At 54.3% G+C, this 20,807-nt stretch carries 20 protein-coding genes; 11 read left to right on the top strand and 9 right to left on the bottom strand.

Going from position 1 to position 20,807, the window contains the following annotated elements; genetic code table 11:
• Positions 1-50: 50 nt before the first annotated feature.
• Entirely contained in the window at positions 51-368 is a 318-nt protein-coding gene (locus AAEY27_RS00810; protein WP_342323075.1) for a hypothetical protein, read from the bottom strand.
• A 751-nt stretch (positions 369-1,119) separates the two neighbouring features.
• Here AAEY27_RS00810 and AAEY27_RS00805 point away from each other — a divergent pair.
• From AAEY27_RS00805 to trmL, 8 genes are all read left to right on the top strand, one after another.
• Positions 1,120-3,036, top strand: a complete 1,917-nt coding sequence (locus AAEY27_RS00805; protein WP_342323074.1) for a PTS mannitol transporter subunit IICBA — start codon at positions 1,120-1,122, stop codon at positions 3,034-3,036.
• Positions 3,037-3,127: 91 nt separating this feature from the next.
• Complete coding sequence (mtlD, locus tag AAEY27_RS00800; RefSeq protein ID WP_342323073.1) at positions 3,128-4,291, top strand: mannitol-1-phosphate 5-dehydrogenase; 1,164 nt, start codon at positions 3,128-3,130, stop codon at positions 4,289-4,291.
• Positions 4,291-4,878 (top strand): mannitol operon repressor MtlR, encoded by a 588-nt coding sequence (gene mtlR / locus AAEY27_RS00795; RefSeq protein ID WP_342325690.1) that lies wholly within the window; start codon positions 4,291-4,293, stop codon positions 4,876-4,878. Before mtlD ends, mtlR begins: the two co-directional genes overlap by 1 nt.
• Before the next feature lie 67 nt (positions 4,879-4,945).
• Entirely contained in the window at positions 4,946-5,308 is a 363-nt protein-coding gene (locus tag AAEY27_RS00790) for a YibL family ribosome-associated protein (RefSeq protein WP_342323072.1), read from the top strand.
• Between the two features lie 263 nt (positions 5,309-5,571).
• On the top strand, positions 5,572-7,227 hold the full coding sequence (gene lldP / locus AAEY27_RS00785) for an L-lactate permease (RefSeq protein ID WP_342323071.1): 1,656 nt from the start codon (positions 5,572-5,574) through the stop codon (positions 7,225-7,227).
• Positions 7,224-8,000 carry a transcriptional regulator LldR gene (gene lldR, locus AAEY27_RS00780; RefSeq protein WP_342323070.1) on the top strand — a complete coding sequence of 259 codons (777 nt, stop codon included), beginning with the start codon at positions 7,224-7,226 and terminating at the stop codon, positions 7,998-8,000. Before lldP ends, lldR begins: the two co-directional genes overlap by 4 nt.
• Positions 7,997-9,184: an FMN-dependent L-lactate dehydrogenase LldD gene (gene lldD / locus AAEY27_RS00775; protein WP_342323069.1), complete on the top strand. Its 1,188-nt coding sequence runs from the start codon at positions 7,997-7,999 to the stop codon at positions 9,182-9,184. Before lldR ends, lldD begins: the two co-directional genes overlap by 4 nt.
• Before the next feature lie 62 nt (positions 9,185-9,246).
• Positions 9,247-9,720 carry a tRNA (uridine(34)/cytosine(34)/5-carboxymethylaminomethyluridine(34)-2'-O)-methyltransferase TrmL gene (gene trmL / locus AAEY27_RS00770; RefSeq protein ID WP_342323068.1) on the top strand — a complete coding sequence of 158 codons (474 nt, stop codon included), beginning with the start codon at positions 9,247-9,249 and terminating at the stop codon, positions 9,718-9,720.
• A gap of 182 nt (positions 9,721-9,902) precedes the next feature.
• On the opposite strand, the gene cysE is transcribed toward trmL, so the two are convergent.
• From cysE to AAEY27_RS00745, 5 genes are all read right to left on the bottom strand, one after another.
• Positions 9,903-10,724 carry a serine O-acetyltransferase gene (gene cysE / locus AAEY27_RS00765; protein WP_342323067.1) on the bottom strand — a complete coding sequence of 274 codons (822 nt, stop codon included), beginning with the start codon at positions 10,722-10,724 and terminating at the stop codon, positions 9,903-9,905.
• 84 nt (positions 10,725-10,808) lie between these two features.
• Positions 10,809-11,819 (bottom strand): NAD(P)H-dependent glycerol-3-phosphate dehydrogenase, encoded by a 1,011-nt coding sequence (gpsA, locus tag AAEY27_RS00760; protein ID WP_342323066.1) that lies wholly within the window; start codon positions 11,817-11,819, stop codon positions 10,809-10,811.
• The gene (gene secB / locus AAEY27_RS00755) at positions 11,819-12,286 is read right to left on the bottom strand and encodes a protein-export chaperone SecB (protein ID WP_342323065.1); all 468 of its coding nucleotides are present in this window, start codon (positions 12,284-12,286) and stop codon (positions 11,819-11,821) included. Before secB ends, gpsA begins: the two co-directional genes overlap by 1 nt.
• Before the next feature lie 39 nt (positions 12,287-12,325).
• Positions 12,326-12,577 (bottom strand): glutaredoxin 3, encoded by a 252-nt coding sequence (gene grxC, locus AAEY27_RS00750; RefSeq protein ID WP_007369517.1) that lies wholly within the window; start codon positions 12,575-12,577, stop codon positions 12,326-12,328.
• 46 nt (positions 12,578-12,623) lie between these two features.
• Positions 12,624-13,055: a rhodanese-like domain-containing protein gene (locus AAEY27_RS00745; protein WP_342323064.1), complete on the bottom strand. Its 432-nt coding sequence runs from the start codon at positions 13,053-13,055 to the stop codon at positions 12,624-12,626.
• Between the two features lie 246 nt (positions 13,056-13,301).
• Here AAEY27_RS00745 and gpmM point away from each other — a divergent pair, with 246 nt between their 5' ends.
• The 3 genes from gpmM to AAEY27_RS00730 are packed head-to-tail and all read left to right on the top strand — an operon-like array spanning position 13,302 to position 17,050.
• Positions 13,302-14,846, top strand: coding sequence for a 2,3-bisphosphoglycerate-independent phosphoglycerate mutase (gene gpmM, locus AAEY27_RS00740; protein WP_342323063.1), 1,545 nt, complete (start codon positions 13,302-13,304; stop codon positions 14,844-14,846).
• A gap of 9 nt (positions 14,847-14,855) precedes the next feature.
• On the top strand, positions 14,856-16,121 hold the full coding sequence (envC, locus tag AAEY27_RS00735) for a murein hydrolase activator EnvC (RefSeq protein WP_342323062.1): 1,266 nt from the start codon (positions 14,856-14,858) through the stop codon (positions 16,119-16,121).
• Between the two features lie 2 nt (positions 16,122-16,123).
• The gene (locus tag AAEY27_RS00730; RefSeq protein WP_342323061.1) at positions 16,124-17,050 is read left to right on the top strand and encodes a divergent polysaccharide deacetylase family protein; all 927 of its coding nucleotides are present in this window, start codon (positions 16,124-16,126) and stop codon (positions 17,048-17,050) included.
• A gap of 7 nt (positions 17,051-17,057) precedes the next feature.
• On the opposite strand, the gene AAEY27_RS00725 is transcribed toward AAEY27_RS00730, so the two are convergent.
• The 3 genes from AAEY27_RS00725 to kbl form a co-directional block, all read right to left on the bottom strand.
• The gene (locus AAEY27_RS00725) at positions 17,058-18,092 is read right to left on the bottom strand and encodes a glycosyltransferase (protein WP_342323060.1); all 1,035 of its coding nucleotides are present in this window, start codon (positions 18,090-18,092) and stop codon (positions 17,058-17,060) included.
• Between the two features lie 288 nt (positions 18,093-18,380).
• Positions 18,381-19,406, bottom strand: a complete 1,026-nt coding sequence (gene tdh / locus AAEY27_RS00720) for an L-threonine 3-dehydrogenase (RefSeq protein ID WP_342323059.1) — start codon at positions 19,404-19,406, stop codon at positions 18,381-18,383.
• Between the two features lie 9 nt (positions 19,407-19,415).
• Positions 19,416-20,612 carry a glycine C-acetyltransferase gene (kbl, locus tag AAEY27_RS00715; RefSeq protein ID WP_342323058.1) on the bottom strand — a complete coding sequence of 399 codons (1,197 nt, stop codon included), beginning with the start codon at positions 20,610-20,612 and terminating at the stop codon, positions 19,416-19,418.
• Between the last annotated feature and the right edge of the window lie 195 nt (positions 20,613-20,807).

Raw genomic sequence — 20,807 nt, 5'->3', positions numbered from 1 at the left:
CGCTTAAACAAGCGGTGCTTTTAAATTATTCAGAGGGTATTGCAATACGATTATTTAAACGGGTTGAACATGCCGATAATGGCGTTGCCAATATCGGAGATGCCTTTACCCACAGTGCTGGCGATATAACCGCCCAGGCCGACACCCCATTCAGCAACAGAAGTCAGACCTGCAACGCTCGCATCAACAACCGCGCCGATGCCGCCACCCAGCAGAGCACCTACGTTAGCTGCGCCGGTGTTAGAACCATTGCTCCAGTCAACAACGGCACCGATACCCCCACCCAGCAGACCACCCGCTTCCTGGCCAAAACCCAGACCGATACCGCCGTTTACTTCTTCCAGTTCAACATTATTTAATTCACGCATTTTTAAAGCTCCTTTTTAAAGATGATTACTACTGAACGTTTTTAATTATTACCAATTGTATTAACCGGATTCAATTATTATTTTTCCGACCTTAATTTTAAATAACCTTTTAATTATTCACGGCAGATAAGTACTCAGCGTTAATATATTTACTGTAAAGATGATTCACTTATCTTAATTATATATATGCTAACAACCAATTATTATGCCTGCTTAATAAATTGAAAAAGCGAGAAAAAGAGGCGAACGCGTATAAACGCTGAAGCGATAAGGGCTGCGCATTTTTTCCAGGTCGATTCATCAGAATGCAAACTCCGCGACCCAGGATTATTACCTTTGCAAAGGGTGAAAGAGGGTTACAGGTTGGCTGGTGCTTAAATGCACAATTTGCTGTTGATCACATTCGGATTTTTCTCGAAAAAATTTCTTGTGACTTAGATCACAAATAAATAACAAAGTACCAGGCCTTAAATGTGAATAACATCACACTTACAGGCCTGTAACGCTTAGATTTTGTTCTTTGTACTTTTTTTACACCGAACTTTTGTGATCAATATCACGCTAAGTGACAGGTTACCCCCTGCCTTAGTGTGATAAACATCACATTAATGAGCGCCATCTGGACAGGTGAGTGATTCGGTGCGAGATTTCGCGTCACAGATAACCCAGGTCCGGCTACCTCTGCCGCCTCGTTAACAACAAACCTCGGGCTTCCGGCCTGTGCGATAGCAAACATAAGAAGGGGTGTTTTATGTCATCCGATATCAAGATCAGAGTGCAAAGCTTTGGTCGTTTTCTCAGCAATATGGTGATGCCCAACATCGGCGCGTTTATCGCGTGGGGGATCATCACCGCATTGTTTATTCCTACAGGGTGGTTACCAAACGAGACGCTGGCGAAACTCGTTGGTCCAATGATTACTTATCTACTGCCGCTGCTCATCGGTTTTACCGGTGGTCGTCTGGTTGGCGGCGATCGCGGCGGTGTCGTCGGCGCGATCACCACAATGGGTGTTATCGTCGGTGCGGATATGCCGATGTTCCTCGGCGCAATGATCGCAGGCCCGCTGGGCGGCTACTGCATCAAGAAATTTGACGCGTCCGTAGACGGTAAGATCAAATCCGGTTTCGAAATGCTGGTGAACAACTTCTCCGCTGGCATCATCGGTATGATCCTCGCCATTCTGGCTTTCCTCGGCATTGGCCCGGCGGTTGAAGTGCTGTCTAAAGTACTGGCTGCTGGCGTTAACTTCATGGTTGTCCATGACATGCTGCCGCTGGCGTCTATCTTTGTTGAACCGGCGAAAATCCTGTTCCTCAACAACGCCATCAACCACGGTATCTTCTCGCCGCTGGGTATTCAGCAGTCTCATGACCTCGGCAAGTCCATCTTCTTCCTGATTGAAGCGAACCCGGGTCCGGGTATGGGCGTTCTGCTGGCGTACATGTTCTTTGGTCGCGGCAGTGCTAAACAGTCTGCTGGCGGCGCGGCAATCATCCACTTCCTGGGGGGGATCCACGAAATTTACTTCCCGTACGTGCTGATGAACCCGCGTCTGCTGCTCGCCGTTATCCTCGGTGGTATGACCGGCGTGTTCACCCTGAGCGTGCTGAACGGCGGCCTGGTGTCTCCGGCTTCTCCGGGTTCTATCCTGGCGGTGCTGGCAATGACGCCAAAAGGTACCTACTTCGCTAACCTCGCGGCGATCTTCGCAGCGCTGATTGTCTCCTTCGTGATCGCCGCTATCCTGCTGAAAACCAGCAAAGTGAAAGACGAAGAAGAAGAAGATATCGAAGCAGCGACCCGTCGTATGAAAGACATGAAAGCCCAATCTAAAGGCGCGGCGGCGCAGGCAACGGGCGACGTGACGGGCGATCTGAGCCATGTGCGTAAAATCATCGTGGCATGTGATGCCGGTATGGGTTCCAGCGCCATGGGTGCAGGCGTACTGCGCAAAAAAGTGCAGGATGCGGGTTTGACCAACATCTCTGTGACCAACAGCGCCATCAACAGCCTTCCGTCTGACGTTGACCTGGTGATTACGCACCGCGATCTGACCGAGCGCGCGATGCGCCAGGCGCCACAAGCCCAGCATATTTCGCTGACCAACTTCCTGGACAGCGGCCTGTATACTGGCCTGACTGAGCGTCTGGTTGCCGCACAGCGCCACACGGACAACACCACCGCGAAAGTTAACAGCAGCCTGCAAGACAGCATCGATACGTCTAACAGCCACCTGTTCAAACTGGGCGCAGAGAACATCTTCCTGGGTTGCAGCGCGAGCCACAAAGAAGAAGCTATCCGTTTTGCCGGTGAGCAACTGGTGAAAGGCGGCTACGTTCAGCCGGAATATGTTGACGCCATGCTGGAACGTGAAAAACTGACCCCGACCTATCTGGGTGAGTCTATCGCGGTACCGCACGGCACCGTTGAAGCGAAAGATCGCGTGCTGAAAACCGGCGTCGTGTTCTGCCAGTACCCACAAGGTGTACGCTTCGGCGAAGGGGAAGATGACATCGCCCGTCTGGTGATCGGCATCGCCGCGCGCAACAATGAGCACATTCAGGTGATTACCAGCCTGACCAACGCCCTGGATGATGAGACAGTAATTCAGCGTCTGACGCAGACCACCAGCGTTGAAGAAGTGCTGGAACTGCTGAACAAGTAAGACTTAAGCTCTCTCCTCTTCGGGGGAGAGGGCTCGGGTGAGGGAAACTGTAGGCGGTTCCTCACCCCAGCCCTCTCGGGTAAAAACATTGATGAAGGTTAATACTATGAAAGCATTACATTTTGGCGCAGGTAATATCGGACGTGGCTTTATCGGCAAGCTGTTGGCCGACGCGGGGATTAAGCTGACTTTCGCCGATGTGAATCAGGTGGTTCTCGACGCCCTGAATGCCCGTCATAGCTATCAGGTTCATGTTGTTGGTGAAAAAGAGCAGGTCGATACCGTCTCCGGTGTCAATGCTGTCAGCAGCATCGGCGACGAGGTGGTCGACCTGATTGCGCAGGTTGATTTGGTGACGACGGCAGTCGGCCCGGTCGTGCTGGAGCGCATCGCCCCGGCTATCGCGAAAGGTCTGGCAAAACGTAAAGCGCAGGGCGTTAACACGCCGCTGAACATTATCGCCTGTGAAAATATGGTGCGCGGCACCACCCAACTGAAAGGCCATGTGATCGCCGCGCTGGCGGATGCTGACAAAGCCTGGGTTGAAGAGCATGTTGGCTTCGTCGACTCTGCCGTTGACCGTATTGTTCCACCGTCTGAATCTGCCACCCACGATCCGCTGGAAGTGACGGTGGAAACCTTTAGCGAGTGGATTGTTGATAAGACCCAGTTCAAAGGCGCGCTGCCGAACATTCCTGGTATGGAACTGACCGACAACCTGATGGCATTCGTTGAACGTAAGCTGTTCACGCTGAATACCGGTCACGCAATCACCGCCTACTTGGGCAAGCAGACCGGCCATCAAACCATTCGCGACGCCATCCTCGACGCCAATATCCGTGCGGTGGTGAAAGGCGCGATGGAAGAGAGCGGCGCTGTGCTGATCAAGCGTTATGGTTTTGATGCTGACAAGCATGCGGCGTACATTCAAAAAATCCTCGGCCGTTTTGAAAACCCGTACCTGAAAGACGATGTTGAGCGCGTCGGCCGCCAACCGTTGCGTAAATTGAGCGCGGGCGATCGTCTGATCAAACCGTTGCTTGGCACGCTGGAATACAACCTGCCGCACGCCAACCTGGTAAAAGGCATTGCCGCCGCGATGCATTATCGCAGCGAGCAGGACCCGCAGGCCCAGGAACTGGCGCAGCTTATCGAAGAGAAAGGCCCGCAAGCGGCGCTGGCTCAGGTTTCCGGCCTGGAGGCAAACAGCCCGGTCGTAAACGAAGCCGTTACCGCTTATAACACCCAGGCATGATGCCGACGTTGGCGCGGGAACCCCCGCGCCAGCTAACGAAATTGTCAGATATGCAGGCAATAATGGAACAAACGCAGGCTTTCGAAAACCGTGTACTCGAGCGTCTGAATGCGGGCAAAACCGTGCGAAGTTTTTTGATAGCCGCCGTTGATTTGCTCAATGAAGCTATCAACATTCTGGTGCTACAGGTGTTTCGCAAAGACGATTACGCGGTGAAATATGCTGTAGAGCCACTGCTTGACGGAGATGGGCCGCTGGGCAACTTGTCCGTGCGTTTAAAGCTGATTTACGGGCTTGGGGTAATTTCCCGCCCGGAGTACGAAGACGCGGAGCTATTGATGGCGCTGCGTGAAGAGTTGAATCACGACGGCACGGAATACGCCTTTACCGATGATGAGATCCTCGGGCCTTTTGGCGAGCTGCACTGTGTCGCCGCCCTGCCGCCAATGCCAACCTTCGATACCAGCGACGCCGACCTTTTCGCCATGCAAAAACAGCGTTACCAGCAGGTGGTTCGCTCCACGATGGTGCTGTCATTGACCGAGCTGATTTCCCGAATCAGCTTAAAAAAAGCATTCCAGAAGTAACCTTCGCCATAACGTCGTCATAAATGTTGTATCCTTGCTGCTTAATTCCCCAATGAAACTGAGCACCATGAAAGAAGTCGAAAAAAACGAAATCAAACGTCTGAGCGACCGTCTCGACGCCATCCGCCACCAGCAGGCGGACCTCTCTTTAGTTGAGGCTGCGGATAAATACGCCGAGCTGGAAAAAGAGAAAACCACGCTGGAAGCGGAAATCACCCGTCTGCGTGAACAATATGGTCAGAAGCTGAGTAAAGAAGCGCAGAAACTGATGCAAATGCCGTATCGCCGTGCGATCACCAAGAAAGAGCAGGCTGACCTCGGCAAGCTGAAAAAAAGCGTGCGTGGCCTGGTGGTGGTGCACCCGATGACCGCGCTGGGCCGCGAAATGGAACTTGATGCCATGACCGGCTTTGCCAAAAGCGAGTTCTGATCCCTCTCCCGCAGCCCTTGCCTTTCCCAGGTGCAGGGCTGCTTTAATTGGCCCTACCAATTACCCCTGAATTTTCTCCGTGGTTCACAGATTCACTAAATCCAGTCACACGTTTATTGCCAGAGCGCAACATTTAGATAACCATTCGTTATCACAACCCCTACACATCCGCACTGGCAGGACCACTTTTACAAAACTTGTGATGCAGAGCGAAGCACAGACTTACCGCTCACGGGTTTTGCGGTGGTTCTCAGGAGACCTGCATGAACCTCTGGCAACAGAATTACGACCCGGCTGGCAACCTCTGGCTTTCCAGCTTGATTGCCTCGCTGCCGATCCTGTTTTTCTTTTTCGCGCTCATCAAACTCAAACTGAAAGGCTATGTCGCCGCCAGTTGGACGGTCGCAATCGCCCTGGGCGTTGCGCTGCTGTTTTACGATATGCCGCTGGACAACGCGCTGGCATCGGTGGTGTATGGCTTTTTCTATGGCTTGTGGCCGATCGCCTGGATAATCATCGCCGCCGTCTTCGTGTATAAGATTTCGGTCAAAACCGGCCAGTTCGACGTCATTCGTTCTTCAATCCTCTCCATCACGCCAGACCAGCGCCTGCAAATGCTGATTGTCGGCTTCTCTTTCGGCGCATTTCTGGAAGGGGCAGCTGGGTTTGGCGCACCGGTTGCCATCACCGCCGCGCTGCTGGTTGGGCTGGGTTTTAACCCGCTGTATGCCGCTGGCCTGTGTTTGATCGTTAACACCGCGCCGGTGGCCTTTGGCGCGATGGGGATTCCAATTCTGGTCGCCGGGCAAGTCACCGGGCTGGACAGCTTTGAAATCGGCCAAATGGTGGGACGCCAGTTGCCCTTCCTGACCATCATCGTGCTGTTCTGGATCATGGCGATTATGGACGGCTGGCGCGGGGTGAAAGAGACGTGGCCTGCGGTGCTCGTTGCGGGCGGTTCGTTCGCGATTGCACAATATCTGAGTTCTAACTTTATCGGCCCGGAGTTGCCGGACATCATCTCGTCGCTGGTTTCGCTGGTGTGCCTGACGCTGTTCCTCAAACGCTGGAAGCCGGTGCGTATTTTCCGCTTTGGCGATATGGGCGCTTCGCAGGTTGATTTGGATTTACAGCGCACCAAATACAACGCCGGGCAGATCCTGCGCGCCTGGTCGCCGTTTCTGTTCCTCACCGCCACCGTCACGCTGTGGAGCGTGCCGCCGTTTAAAGCGCTGTTCGCGCCGGACGGCGCGCTGTACGACTGGGTGTTTAACATTTCTGTGCCGCACCTCGACAAACTGGTAGCGCGCATGCCGCCGGTGGTCAGCGCCGCCACGCCTTACGCGGCGGTGTACAAATTCGACTGGTTCTCAGCGACTGGCACCGCCATTCTGTTCGCGGCCATTTTGTCGATTATTTGGCTACGCATGAAACCGAGAGAGGCCATCAGTACCTTTGCCAGCACGCTGAAAGAGCTGGCGCTGCCGATTTACTCCATCGGTATGGTGCTGGCGTTTGCCTTTATCTCGAACTATTCAGGGTTGTCGTCGACGCTGGCATTAGCGCTGGCGCATACCGGCAGCGCCTTTACTTTCTTTTCGCCCTTCCTCGGCTGGCTGGGCGTGTTTCTTACCGGTTCGGATACCTCGTCAAATGCGCTGTTCGCCGCATTGCAAGCCACGGCCGCGCAACAGATTGGCGTTTCGGACGTGTTGATGGTGGCAGCCAATACCACCGGCGGCGTGACCGGCAAGATGATTTCGCCGCAGTCGATCGCCATTGCCTGTGCGGCGGTGGGGCTGGTCGGTAAAGAGTCAGACCTGTTCCGTTTTACCGTTAAACACAGCCTGATTTTCACCTGCATGGTGGGGGTAATTACTACACTTCAGGCATATGTTCTTACCTGGATGATTCCATGAAAGTGTTACCCAGACGCCTGACAGACGATGTCGCCGATCGTGTGCGGGCGCTGATTGCAGAGCAACAACTGGAAGCGGGCATGAAGTTGCCCGCCGAGCGTCAGCTTGCCGTACAGCTCGGCATATCGCGCAATTCATTACGCGAGGCGCTGGCGAAACTGGTCAGTGAAGGCGTGCTGCTGAGCCGGCGCGGCGGCGGCACCTTTGTGCGCTGGCAGCATGAAGACTGGTCAGAGCAAAACATCGTCCAGCCGCTGAAAACGCTGCTGAATGACGACCCGGATTACAGCTTCGACATTCTGGAGGCGCGTCACGCCATTGAAGCCAGCACCGCCTGGCATGCGGCGATGCGCGCGACGCAAGCCGATAAAGAGAAGATTGCGCTGTGTTTTGACGCTTCGCAGTCTGACGACCCGGATCTGGCGTCGCAAGCGGATGTGCGTTTTCACCTGGCGATTGCCGAAGCCTCACATAACGTGGTGCTGCTGCAAACGATGCGCGGTTTTTTCGACCTGCTGCAATCGTCCGTCAAACAGAGCCGTCAGCGCATGTACCTTGTGCCGCCCGTTTTTGCCCAGCTTACCGAGCAACATCGCGCGGTGATGAATGCCATTCTTGAGGGCGATGCCGAGGGAGCCCGTCAGGCCATGATGGCGCACCTCGCTTTCGTTCACACCACGATTCGCCAGTTCGACGAAGAAAGGGCTCGCCAGGCGCGCATTACCCGCCTGCCCGACGAGCAGCACACTTATAGCAGGGAGAAGAAAGCATGATTATTTCCGCAGCCAGCGACTACCGCGCAGCGGCAAAACGCATTCTGCCACCGTTTTTGTTTCACTATATGGACGGCGGCGCGTATGCCGAATACACCTTACGCCGCAACGTCGAGGATTTGTCGCTGGTGGCACTGCGCCAGCGGGTGCTGAAAAATATGTCCGACCTGAGCCTCGACACCACGCTGTTCAATGAAAAATTGTCGATGCCCGTTGCGCTCGCGCCGGTAGGGTTGTGCGGCATGTATGCCCGACGCGGCGAAGTTCAGGCCGCCGGTGCAGCGGATGCGAAAGGCATTCCGTTTACGCTGTCGACGGTGTCCGTTTGCCCGATTGAAGAAGTCGCCCCGACGATCAAGCGCCCAATGTGGTTCCAGCTGTATGTACTGCGCGATCGCGGTTTTATGCGTAACGCGCTGGAGCGCGCGAAAGCGGCGGGGTGCTCAACGCTAGTGTTTACCGTGGATATGCCGACGCCCGGCGCGCGTTATCGCGATGCGCATTCCGGCATGAGCGGCCCGAATGCGGCGCTGCGCCGTTACTGGCAGTCGGTGACGCATCCGCAGTGGGCGTGGGATGTCGGCGTCAACGGGCGCCCACATGATTTGGGCAATATCTCGACCTATCTCGGCAAGCCGACCGGGCTGGAAGATTACATTGGCTGGCTGGCAAACAACTTCGATCCGTCGATCTCCTGGAAAGACCTGGAGTGGATCCGCGAGTTTTGGGATGGGCCGATGGTGATCAAAGGGATCCTCGATCCGGAAGATGCCCGCGACGCGGTGCGCTTCGGCGCGGACGGCATTGTGGTTTCCAACCACGGCGGGCGCCAGCTTGACGGCGTACTCTCTTCAGCGCGTGCGCTGCCCGCGATTGCCGACGCGGTGAAAGGCGATATTACGATTCTGGCGGACAGCGGGATCCGCAATGGCCTTGATGTGGTGCGCATGATTGCGCTTGGCGCGGATTCTGTTCTGCTGGGTCGTGCCTATCTGTATGCGCTGGCAACCCACGGTCGCCAGGGCGTGGCGAACTTGCTGGATCTGATTGAGAAAGAGATGAAGGTGGCCATGACGCTGACCGGTGCGAAATCCATTAGCGAAATCAGTAAAGACTCGCTGGTGCAGGCGTTAAGCGAATTGCCTGCCGCGCTGGCACCGTTGACGCACGGCGACGCGGCGTAACAAAAAATCCTCTCCCCGCCCTGGGGAGAGTGCTATTCTGCCCCCGCAATTAAGGGGGCTGCATGCTAAACATTGTTTTATTCGAACCTGAAATCCCACCCAATACCGGGAATATCATCCGTCTGTGCGCCAACACTGGCTTTCGTCTGCATATCATCGAACCGATGGGCTTTACCTGGGACGATAAACGCCTGCGCCGTGCAGGGCTGGATTACCATGAATTCACCGCCGTGCAGCGCCACCCTGATTACGCCGCGTTTGCAGCCGCCGAGCAGCCGCAGCGCCTTTTCGCACTCACCACCAAAGGCACGCCTGCGCACAGCGCGGTGAGTTTTCAGGATGGGGATTATTTGATGTTTGGCCCGGAAACCCGCGGCCTGCCAGCGACGATTCTTGACGCGCTGCCGCCCGAGCAGAAAATCCGCATTCCCATGATGCCAGACAGCCGCAGCATGAACCTGTCGAACGCGGTGTCCGTGGTGGTCTATGAGGCCTGGCGTCAGTTAGGTTATCCGGGGGCAGTACTGCGTAGTTGACAGCGTGTAGGTTGGATTGTCGGATGGCGGCGACGCCTTGGATTTGGATTTTCGTGAGTCCTAATACTCACGCATCAATTTTTCTGGCGTTATTGGCGAAGGCAGATTGAACACGGACAGTGCGGAAAAACCGGAGCGTACACGCAGTACGTGAGGATTTTGAGCACTGTCCTGCCAGAAAATTAAATGCCATCTCCGTATTCGAAACCGTGGTTGATCCCGTTGAAATGCTGATCCATATCCATCGACGGCTTATCGCTCTCCGGTTTTCCAACAATACGCGCCGGAACGCCTGCGGCGGTGGTGTGCGGCGGTACCGGTTGTAACACCACGGAACCCGCACCAATTTTCGCGCCGCGACCTACTTCGATATTACCGAGGATCTTCGCACCGGCGCCAATCATCACGCCTTCGCGGATTTTCGGGTGGCGATCGCCGCTGGTTTTGCCGGTCCCGCCGAGGGTGACCGACTGCAAAATTGACACGTCATCTTCGATAACGGCGGTTTCCCCCACCACAATACCGGTCGCATGGTCGAGCATAATGCCACGGCCAATTTTCGCCGCCGGGTGAATATCCACCTGGAAGCTGACCGACACCTGGTTTTGCAGGAAAATCGCCAGCGCCTGGCGGCCCTGATTCCACAGCCAGTGGCCGATGCGGTAAGCCTGCAAGGCATGGAAACCTTTTAAATAGAGCAGCGGCGTGGAGTATTTATCCACTGCCGGATCGCGCGTGCGCACGGCCTGGATATCACAGGCGGCAGACGCGATCATTTCCGGGTCGGCAGCGTAGGCTTCTTCCACCACTTCGCGAATCGCGATGGCAGGCATAATCGGCGAAGCCAGTTTGTTCGCCAGCATATAGCTCAGCGCGCTGCCCAGGTTTTCATGCTTGAGTAAGGTTGCGTGGTAAAAACTGGCCAGCATGGGTTCACAGTCCGCCAGCGCGCGGGCTTCGGCTTTGATATTGTTCCAGACCAGATCCAGTTCTTCACACGGCATTGCTTACTCCAGACGAGATAATATGACAGGCCGGTCTTTGCCTGCCTTAACGTGATGTTTTGCAGAGTCCCTGCGATTAACCGATTACTTCTCTTCCTTGCGAGCACGGCCCAACAGGGTCAATGCTGCCTCGCGCGCATTTTTTCCGCAATACAATACCTGATAAATTTCCTCGGTTATTGGCATTTCGACGCCAAACCGGTGCGCCAAAGCGCGCACTTCCTTGGTATTGCGGTAACCTTCGACCACCTGACCAATCTGGTCCTGTGCGCCTTGCACGTCCATGCCCTGGCCAAGCATCATGCCGAAACGACGGTTACGCGACTGATTGTCGGTACAGGTCAGCACCAGATCGCCCAGGCCAGCCATGCCCATAAAGGTGGCCGGATCGGCGCCCAGCGCCGCGCCAAGGCGCGACATTTCGGTCAGGCCGCGGGTGATTAATGCCGTGCGGGCATTCGCGCCAAAACCGATGCCATCGGAGATGCCCGCACCAATGGCAATCACGTTTTTCACCGCGCCGCCAAGCTGCACGCCAATGAAATCAGGGTTGCTGTAAACGCGGAAACTTTTGCCACAGTGAAGCAGCTGCTGAAGATCTTCCGCAAATTGCGGATCGGTAGAAGCCAGAGAGATCGCCGTCGGCATACCTGCCGCCAGCTCTTTGGCAAAGGTGGGTCCGGAAATCACCGCCAGCGGGATCGCCGAACCTAAGATGTCACGCGCGACGTCTTGTAACAGACGCCCGGTTTCCGCTTCCAGCCCTTTCGTCGCCCAGACGATACGCGCATCGTCGCGCATCAGCGGTTTGATTTGCGACAGCACAGTGCCAAAAACATGGCTTGGCACAACGACCAGAATGTTACGGCTGGCGGCCAGCGCACGTGCGAGATCGCTTTCCAACTGGAGCGTGTCGGGGAAAGGCACATCGGGAAGAAACGCCACGTTGCAACGATCGTGTTGCAGGGTCGCGATATGTTTTGGGTCATGGCCCCACAGCACAACCGGGTGGCCATTTCTTGCCAGTGTGATGGCAAGAGCGGTGCCGTAAGAGCCGGCACCGATCACAGTCATTGCAGCATTAAGTGCGTTCATCAGGCATCCTGATGTTCTTCGGCACCTTCGCCAGTCTGCTGTTGCAGGTAGTTCATGAACAGCGCATCAAAATTGACCGGCGCAAGGTTCAGTTGCGGGAATGTACCGCGGGAAACGAGGCTGGTGATGCACTCACGGGCATACGGGAACAGAATGTTCGGGCAGTATGCACCCAGGCAGTGCGCCATCTGCGTTCCTTCGATACCGTCGATTGAGAAGATACCACCCTGCTGAACTTCACACAGGAAGCCGGTTTCTTCACCCAGAGATGCGGTTACTGTAACGCGCAGAACCACTTCATAAACGCCATCTGCCAGCTGGGTGGAGGCAGTGTCGAGGTCCAGCTTCACTTCCGGCTGCCACTCTTTCTGGAAGATGTGTGGCGCATTCGGCGCTTCGAAAGAGATATCTTTCGTATAGATACGCTGAATCTGGAAAGTCATTTCGGTGTTGTTTTGTTCAGACATGAGTGAATAACCCTTAAGTGTTGTAGTGCTCTAAAAGCATTAACGTAACAGCGGATCCAATCCGCCACGCGCATCCAGCGCATATAAATCGTCACAGCCGCCAATGTGCTGTGCATCAATAAAAATCTGCGGAACCGTCGTACGGCCACTACGTTGAATCATCTCTTCACGTTTTACCATGTCGCCATCAATCGGCAACTCAGCAAAAGCGACACCTTTGCTGCTCAGCAGCGCTTTCGCGCGGTGGCAAAAAGGGCAGGTTGCTTTAGTGTAGATCTCAATATTGGCCATTACTTTTCTCCCGATTTCCCCCGTGGGCCGCAGCCCACCGGGTAAATTATTTGCCGCGAACTAATGGCAGATTCTCGCCGATCCAGCCAGAGATGCCATCTTTCAACACAAAGACTTTCTCGTAACCGGCTTTTACCAGCTCATTTGCCGGGGTCTGCGCCTGCATGCCAGTACCATCAACAACGATAATGGGTGCGCTTTTGTGTTTCTCAAGCTCACCTACATTATTGGCTTTGATTTCGTTAGGCAGCAAATTCAACGCGCCTGCGATGTGACCTTTACGGAAATCATCACGCTGACGTAAGTCCACAACCACCGCATCTTCTTTATTGATGAGGCGTGTGGCTTCGCCCCGGGAAATCACTTTCACTTTCGACGCAATGCCTTTGAAAGTGGTGAATAATACTGCGCCGAACAACGCAATCCAGCCGATACAGAGGATCGGGTTGCGTCCAATAAATTGCATAATTTCTTGCATCTGGGGTAATAACTCCCGACTGAGTGATTAAAAACCAGCAAGGAGTATACCTGCGCAGGGTGGCAAATACAGCCAGCGAGCGCGATGGAATGCATTTTCTGCGGAGTGTTACGAAAAAAATAAACAAACGCGGGGAAATCAGCCCCCTGCCCGACCGCTTTCTTTGATCTTCTGCGGCTATTTTATCGATTCAGCTGTAGTAAAATTACGCAAAATTTTTTTGTCTTCAGAGCAGAGGTTGTCGCAATGTCGGTTTCTAAAAAACCTATGGTACTGGTGATTCTGGATGGCTACGGCTACCGTGAAGACCAGCAGGATAACGCTATTTTCAACGCAAAGACCCCGGTAATGGACCAGCTGTGGGCAAACCGTCCGCATACCCTGATTGATGCCTCCGGCCTCGAAGTGGGTCTGCCGGATCGCCAAATGGGCAACTCCGAAGTTGGGCACGTCAACCTTGGCGCTGGCCGTATCGTTTACCAGGATCTGACTCGCCTGGATGTCGAAATCAAAGAACGCACCTTCTTTACCAACCCAGTCCTCGGTGGCGCGGTTGATAAAGCCGTGGCTGGCGGCAAAGCCGTGCACATTATGGGTCTGCTCTCCGCAGGCGGCGTGCACAGCCATGAAGACCATATTATGGCGATGGTTGAACTGGCCGCCGAACGTGGCGCGGACAAAATCTATCTGCATGCTTTCCTTGATGGCCGCGATACGCCGCCGCGTAGTGCAGAATCTTCACTGAAAAAATTCGAAGAGAAATTTGCCGCGTTGGGTAAAGGCCGCGTTGCGACCATTATTGGTCGTTACTTCGCAATGGACCGCGATAACCGCTGGGATCGCGTTGAACAAGCTTATGACCTGATGACCCAGGCCAAAGGCGAGTTCACTTTCGATAGCGCGGTTGCCGGTCTGCAAGCGGCTTACGCGCGTGATGAAAACGATGAGTTTGTTAAAGCGACCGTGATTCGCGCTGCGGGCCAGGCCGATGCAGCAATGGAAGATGGCGATGCGCTGATTTTCATGAACTTCCGCGCCGACCGCGCCCGCGAAATCACTCGCGCGTTCGTTAACGCGGATTTCGACGGCTTCGCACGTAAGAAAGTGGTTAAGCTTGATTTCGTCATGCTTACCGAATATGCCGCCGATATCAAAACCCCGGTTGCCTACCCACCAGCTTCACTGGCGAACACGCTGGGCGAGTGGATGGCGAAGAAGAACAAAACGCAGTTGCGTATTTCCGAAACGGAAAAATATGCCCACGTCACCTTCTTCTTTAACGGCGGTGTTGAAGAGCCGTTCCCGGGCGAAGATCGTATTCTGATCAACTCGCCGAAGGTTGCCACCTACGATTTGCAGCCGGAAATGAGCTCCGCCGAGCTGACCGAAAAACTGGTCGGCGCAATCACCAGCGGCAAATACGACACCATCATCTGTAACTACCCGAATGGCGATATGGTGGGTCACACCGGTGTGTTTGACGCAGCCGTAGCGGCCGTTGAAGCGCTGGACAGCTGCGTTGCAGAAGTGACGAAAGCCGTGGAATCCGTTGGCGGTCAGTTGCTGATCACCGCCGACCACGGTAACGCCGAACAAATGCGCGACCCGTCAACCGGCCAGGCGCATACCGCGCACACCAACCTGCCGGTACCGCTGATCTACGTCGGTGATAAAGCCGTGAAAGCCGTCGCAGGCGGTAAACTTTCCGACATCGCGCCAACCATGCTGACGCTGATGGGCATGGAAATCCCGCAAGAGATGACTGGTAAGCCGCTGTTCATCGTGGAATAATCGCTCCCCATGAGGGGAAAGGCGATTTTTTCAATTACATGGGTCGGGATTCGACCTCTGCTTTGCGCCAGCGCACTCAGCGCTGGCGCATTGCTGTGCGCTGTTCCCGCCCACGCGGATGACCGCGACCAGCTTAAATCTATTCAGGCCGATATCGCCGCCAAGGAGCGCGCGGTACGTCAGCAACAACAGCAACGCTCCAGCCTTCTCGCGCAATTGAAAGCACAGGAACAGGCTATTTCTGCCGCTGCTCGCCAACTTCACGAAACGCAAAACACCCTTGCTCAGCTCGATAAACAAATCAACGAGATGAATGCCTCGATCGCCAAACTGGAACGCCAGCGCGCGACGCAGGAGCACAATCTTGCGGCGCAGCTTGATGCCGCATTTCGCCAGGGCGAACACACGGGTATTCAACTGATTTTGAGCGGTGAAGAGAGCCAGCGCGGCCAACGTTTACAAGCCTATTTCGGTTATCTCAACCAGGCGCGGCAGGAAACTATCGCCCAGTTGAAACAAACGCGCGAAGAAGTTGCCACGCAGAAAAGCGAGCTGGAAGAGAAACAGAGCCAGCAACAAACGCTGCTGTATGAGCAAAAAGCGCAGCAGGCGAAGCTGGAGCAAGCTCGCAGCGAGCGGCAAAAAACCCTCGCAGGGCTGGAGTCCTCCATTCAGGAAGGGCAGCAGCAACTGAGCGAAATGCGCGCCAACGAATCGCGTTTGCGCGACCGCCTTGCCCGTGCGGAGGCCGCCGCCAAAGCCCGTGCCGAGCGCGAAGCGCGTGAAGCACAGGCGGTGCGCGATCGTCAGAAAGAAGCCAGCCGCAAAGGCACCACGTACAAACCCACCGAAAGCGAACGTTCGCTGATGTCCCGTACCGGCGGATTAGGTTCGCCATCCGGCCAGGCGATTTGGCCGGTTCGCGGCCCATTACTGCATCGCTATGGCGAACAGTTGCAGGGTGAGCTACGTTGGAAAGGGATTGTTATCGGTGCGTCTGAAGGCAGCGAAGTTAAAGCCATTTCCGATGGGCGCGTGATCCTGGCCGACTGGCTGCAAGGCTATGGCCTGGTGGTGGTGGTTGAACACGGCAAAGGCGATATGAGCCTCTATGGCTATAACCAAAGTGCCCTGGTGAGCGTCGGCACGCAGGTGCGCGCGGGTCAGCCGATAGCTCTCGTTGGGAGCAGTGGCGGTCAGGGCCGACCTTCACTCTATTTCGAAATTCGCCGTCAGGGTCAGGCGGTCAATCCACAACCGTGGTTGGGAAGATAGGTTTGCTTCAATTTCGCCGTATCGTTCTTACTCTTGCCAGCGCGCTGGCGTTCTCCTCGCCGGTTTTCGCCGGAAAACTGGCCATCGTTATCGACGATTTTGGCTACCGCCCACAAGCGGAAAACCAGGTGCTGGCAATGCCGAAAGCGGTCTCCGTCGCGGTTTTGCCCAACGCAACGCATGCCCATGAAATGGCGACCAAAGCCCATAATAGCGGCCACGAAGTACTGATCCATTTACCGATGGCCCCCCTCAGTAAACAACCGTTGGAAAAAGACACCCTGCGCCCGGAGATGAGCAGCGCGGAAATCGAACGCATTATTAGCGATGCCGTCAGTAAGGTGCCGTACGCTGTGGGGCTGAATAACCATATGGGTAGCGCCATGACCTCCAGCCTGTTCGGCATGCAGAAAGTGATGCAAGCGCTGGAGCGTTACAATCTCTATTTTCTCGACAGTATGACCATCGGCAACAGCCAGGCGATGCGCGCGTCATCAGGAACCGGTGTGAAAGTGATTAAACGCAAAGTGTTCCTCGACGATACGCAAAACGAAGGCGATATCCGCCGCCAGTTCAATCGCGCTGTCGCGCTGGCGCGCCGCAACGGCTCCGCGATCGCCATTGGCCATCCGCACCCGTCAACTGTTCGCGTATTGCAGCAAGAGCTGGCGAGCTTGCCTGAAGACATTACCCTGGTTCGCCCGAGCGACCTGCTCAATGAACCGCAAGTCGATATGTCGACACCAAATCAGCCGCAGCCGCCACAACCGCCGCGTAACCCGTTCCATGGAGTGAAAGTGTGTAAAGCGAAGCAGAGGCCTGAGCCGGTTTATGCCAGCCGCTTCTTTAGCGTGGTAGGTGAAAGTGTCAGCGAGAGCATGTTGGTGCAATACTTCCAGCACCAGTGGCAAGGCTGGGGCCGGAAGTAGGCTGAACTTAGTAGATTTTCAGCGCCTTGCGGGCAAGACGATGATGCGACACGGTTTTGTCCCGCCATTTGTAGAGACGCGCGGACCACAGTAAGGTCTGGTAAGCGAGTTTTACGCTGCGCACATTCGTGATCATTCTTTTGAACATGCCTGAGGTATAAATCTCCGCAATCATACGTCTGCGAATTTCCTCATCGGGTTCTTTGCGTACCGAATGACATACGCGCAATGCTTCATAAGTAATCTGCTGATGAAACTCGGGATATATCGTTATGCGATCGGAATAATCGCGATTTAATTTTTCAAGTAGGCGGGTAATTTTCATGTAATGGCGTTGATAAGCCAGATTTTTCTGCCCACTACGTTTTAAACGGCTAACAGAACAATCGTGAAGGAAATATTTATATAACGATTGTTCGGTATATCGCACACGTTTGGCGTTATACATAAATTCGGTCGACCAAATAATATCCTGGTGATGTAAACCCGGAATAAAAGAAATGTTATTTTGTTTAATGACGTCGTGACGATAAACACCCATCCACACGACATGCGTCCAGCGACGGCACGCCAGCGCCTTACGCAGCCAATCTGGCCCGCTGAGCACCCCGGTGGAACGCACGCGATCGGTCGGAATCGACTGCCAGGTGCTTCCTGTCTGGCGATCGCACCAATCCGAATTACATTGCGCGACATCCAAATTATCTTCCAGCACCATTTTCATCAGCTTTTCATACATTTGCGGGTAGACGATGTCATCGGCATCCACAAAGGCAACATATTCACCCGTTGCATATTCCAGCCCACGGTTACGTGCGACAGAAGCGCCAGCGTTACACTGATGAATAAGCTGAATGTGCGGATACTTCTTTGCGTAACCCTCTGCTAATTCAGCAGAATGATCGGTTGAACCGTCATTGACGATGATGATTTCAAGTGCAGTCCAGGTTTGCGATAACAACGATTCCATGCAAGGTATAAATTCATCACCCGCGTTGTAGAGCGGAATGATAACGCTAAGTTTCCCAGGGCTATTCATCATTAATTACCTGATTAATTGTAATGGTCGTGACTATTTTGAAGCTGCTTTACTTAAGAAAGAATTAAGATAGTGCTTATTTATTATGTAAAGAGTCAGACACGTCTTCTTCAGCTAAGTTTCATGGCATCGGAATATTAATTGAAGGTTAGCTGCAGAGACAGATTCAGGTAATAAGATTATTGCGCAAATATGTAGGTTTTATGTCGCCGACAAAACTTTACAATTAATGGAAGGCTTTAAGATTTATCGTAGAAAAAATAAGGGCCGGTTTACGACCCTTATTTATTGTTAATTCCAGCTGAGAATAACTTTTCCAGACTGGCCCGAGCGCATCGCATCGAAGCCTTTTTGGAAATCGTCGATACCGAAGCGATGAGTGATAATCGGCGAGAGATCCAGACCCGACTGAATCAGCGCTGCCATCTTATACCAGGTTTCGAACATCTCGCGGCCATAAATCCCTTTAATAAACAGCCCCTTGAAGATGACTTTGTTCCAGTCGATAGACATATCAGACGGTGGAATACCCAACATGGCAATGCGACCGCCATGGTTCATGGTATCGAGCATGGTACGAAACGCAGGCGGCGCGCCAGACATCTCCAGGCCAACATCAAACCCTTCGGTCATGCCCAATTCTGCCATCACATCGGTGAGGCTCTCGTTAGCCACGTTAACCGCACGGGTCACGCCCATTTTGCGCGCCAGCTCAAGGCGATACTCATTCACATCGGTGATGACGACATGACGTGCGCCAACGTGTTTTGCCACCGCCGCCGCCATAATGCCGATCGGGCCTGCGCCGGAGACCAGCACATCTTCACCCACCAAATCGAAGGAGAGCGCGGTGTGTACCGCGTTGCCAAACGGGTCGAAAATCGATGCCAGATCGTCAGAGATATTGTCCGGGATTTTGAAGGCGTTGAACGCCGGGATCACCAGATACTCAGCGAAGCAGCCAGGGCGATTAACACCCACGCCAACGGTGTTGCGGCACAGATGCGTGCGTCCCGCGCGACAATTGCGGCAGTGGCCGCAAGTGATATGGCCTTCGCCAGAAACGCGATCGCCAATCTTAAAGCCTCTCACTTCCTGACCGATGCCAACCACTTCACCCACATACTCATGCCCGACAACCATCGGCACTGGAATGGTTTTTTTCGACCATTCATCCCAGTTGTAGATGTGGACATCGGTACCGCAAATGGCGGTTTTGCGGATCTTAATCAGCAGGTCATTATGTCCGACGTCCGGTTTCGGCACGTCGGTCATCCAGATGCCTTCTTCCGCTTTCAGTTTGGATAACGCTTTCATTTCACGTCCTCAGGCGATCACACCCAGTTGTTTACCAATGCGGGTAAAGGCTGCTACCGCACGTTCAATTTGTTCAGGGCTATGCGCAGCGGACATCTGCGTGCGGATACGCGCCTGACCTTTCGGCACCACCGGGAAGAAGAATCCGGTGACGTAAATCCCCTCTTTTTGCAGCTCACGCGCAAAGTTTTGCGCCACCACCGCATCGCCCAGCATCACCGGAATGATGGCGTGATCGGCGCCCGCCAGCGTGAAACCTGCGGCAGTCATTTGTTCACGGAACAAACGCGCGTTCGTCCACAGACGCTCACGCAGCTCATCACCAGAAGCCAGCATCTCCAGCACTTTGATAGACGCGGCGACAATTGCCGGTGCCAGAGAGTTAGAGAACAGGTACGGGCGCGAGCGCTGACGCAGCCACTCCACGACCTCTTTACGCGCCGCGGTGTAGCCGCCCGACGCGCCGCCCAGTGCTTTGCCCAACGTGCCAGTGATAATGTCGACGCGCCCCATCACTTCGCAGTATTCATGGGTGCCACGACCATTTTCACCAACAAAACCGACCGCGTGCGAATCATCCACCATTACCAGCGCATCGTATTTGTCCGCCAGATCGCAAACGCCTTTCAGGTTGGCGATCACGCCATCCATTGAGAACACGCCGTCGGTGGCAATCAGCACATGACGCGCACCCGCTTCACGCGCTTCTTTCAGGCGCGCTTCCAGCTCTTGCATGTCGTTATTGGCATAACGGTAGCGTTTCGCTTTACACAGCCGCACGCCATCAATGATAGAAGCGTGATTCAGTGCGTCGGAAATAATGGCGTCTTCCGCGCCCAGCAGGGTTTCAAACAACCCGCCGTTGGCGTCGAAACATGAGGAGTAAAGAATGGAATCTTCCATGCCAAGGAACTCGGCGAGCTTCTGCTCCAGCACTTTGTGGCTGTCTTGAGTTCCGCAGATAAAACGCACTGACGCCATGCCGAAGCCGTGGCTGTCCATGCCGGCTTTTGCCGCCGCGATCAGATCCGGGTGATTAGCCAGACCCAAATAGTTATTGGCACAGAAATTAATGACGTGGCTACCATTCGCCACGGTGATATCGGCCTGCTGCGCCGATGTGATAATGCGTTCTTCTTTGAACAACCCCTCCGCACGGGCGGTTTGCAGATCGTTCGTTAACTGTTGATAAAAGTCCCCACGCATCGCAATTCTCCAGACTGGGCAAATTTCGGCACATATTACCCAAAGCTATACGTTGATACGAGATGACACATCATTCCTTATCCATTTTGTAGCATAAATCACGCATAGCTACGCCGTTGACCGGGGAATGGCTGAAGGGCTGTCAATGTGATGGTATGATAAAGTTATTCGTGTCTGAGATTGTCTCAGCGCTCC

The sequence above is a fragment of the Kosakonia sp. BYX6 genome (assembly GCF_038449125.1).
GTDB lineage: Bacteria > Pseudomonadota > Gammaproteobacteria > Enterobacterales > Enterobacteriaceae > Kosakonia > Kosakonia calanthes.
Note: the sequence above shows the minus strand (reverse complement) of the source record. Positions and strands in the feature narration are given on the sequence as shown.